This window comes from Mesorhizobium sp. M7A.T.Ca.US.000.02.2.1 (assembly GCF_003996995.1).
GTDB lineage: Bacteria > Pseudomonadota > Alphaproteobacteria > Rhizobiales > Rhizobiaceae > Mesorhizobium.
In genome coordinates, this window is sequence record NZ_RZTT01000865.1 from 1 (window position 1) to 645 (window position 645).

Below are 645 nucleotides of genomic sequence, written 5' to 3' on the forward strand. Positions count from 1 at the left end.
GATGCAGCATCTTGAAGATGACCTTGTTCCAGTCGATCTCGAAGCCGGTCGGCGCGATGCCCAGAATGGCGATCTTGCCGCCATTGTTCATGGTGTCGATCATGTCGCGGAAAGCGGGGGCGGCGCCCGACATTTCGAGGCCGACGTCGAACCCCTCGGTCATGCCGAGCACCGGCATGACGTCGCGCAGCTTTTCCTTCGAGGCGTCGACGACATGCTGGACGCCGAGTTTCTTGGCCAGCGCCAGCCGCACCGGGTTGATGTCGGTGATCACCACTTTGCGCGCGCCGACGCATTGCGCGACGAGCGCGCCCATGATGCCGATCGGCCCGGCGCCGGTGACCAGCACATCCTCGCCGACCAGATCAAATGACAATGCGGTGTGAACGGCATTGCCCAGCGGATCGAAGATCGCGGCGATCTCGTCGGGCACATCATCGGGGATCGGCACGACATTATGCTGCGGGATCGCCAGATACTCGCCGAAAGCGCCGGGACGGTTGACGCCGACGCCGAGCGTGTTGCGGCACAGATGCCCTCGCCCGGCGCGACAGTTGCGGCAATGGCCGCAGACGATGTGGCCTTCGCCCGATACACGCTGGCCGACCTTGTATTCGGTGACCGCTGCGCCGAAATCGGCAACGG

Annotated in this window: 1 protein-coding gene; it reads right to left on the reverse strand. The window is 64.2% G+C overall.

Annotated elements, in window-relative coordinates:
- A partial coding sequence (locus EOD15_RS35180; RefSeq protein WP_148129849.1) for a zinc-binding dehydrogenase occupies positions 1-645 on the reverse strand: 645 nt, incomplete at both ends.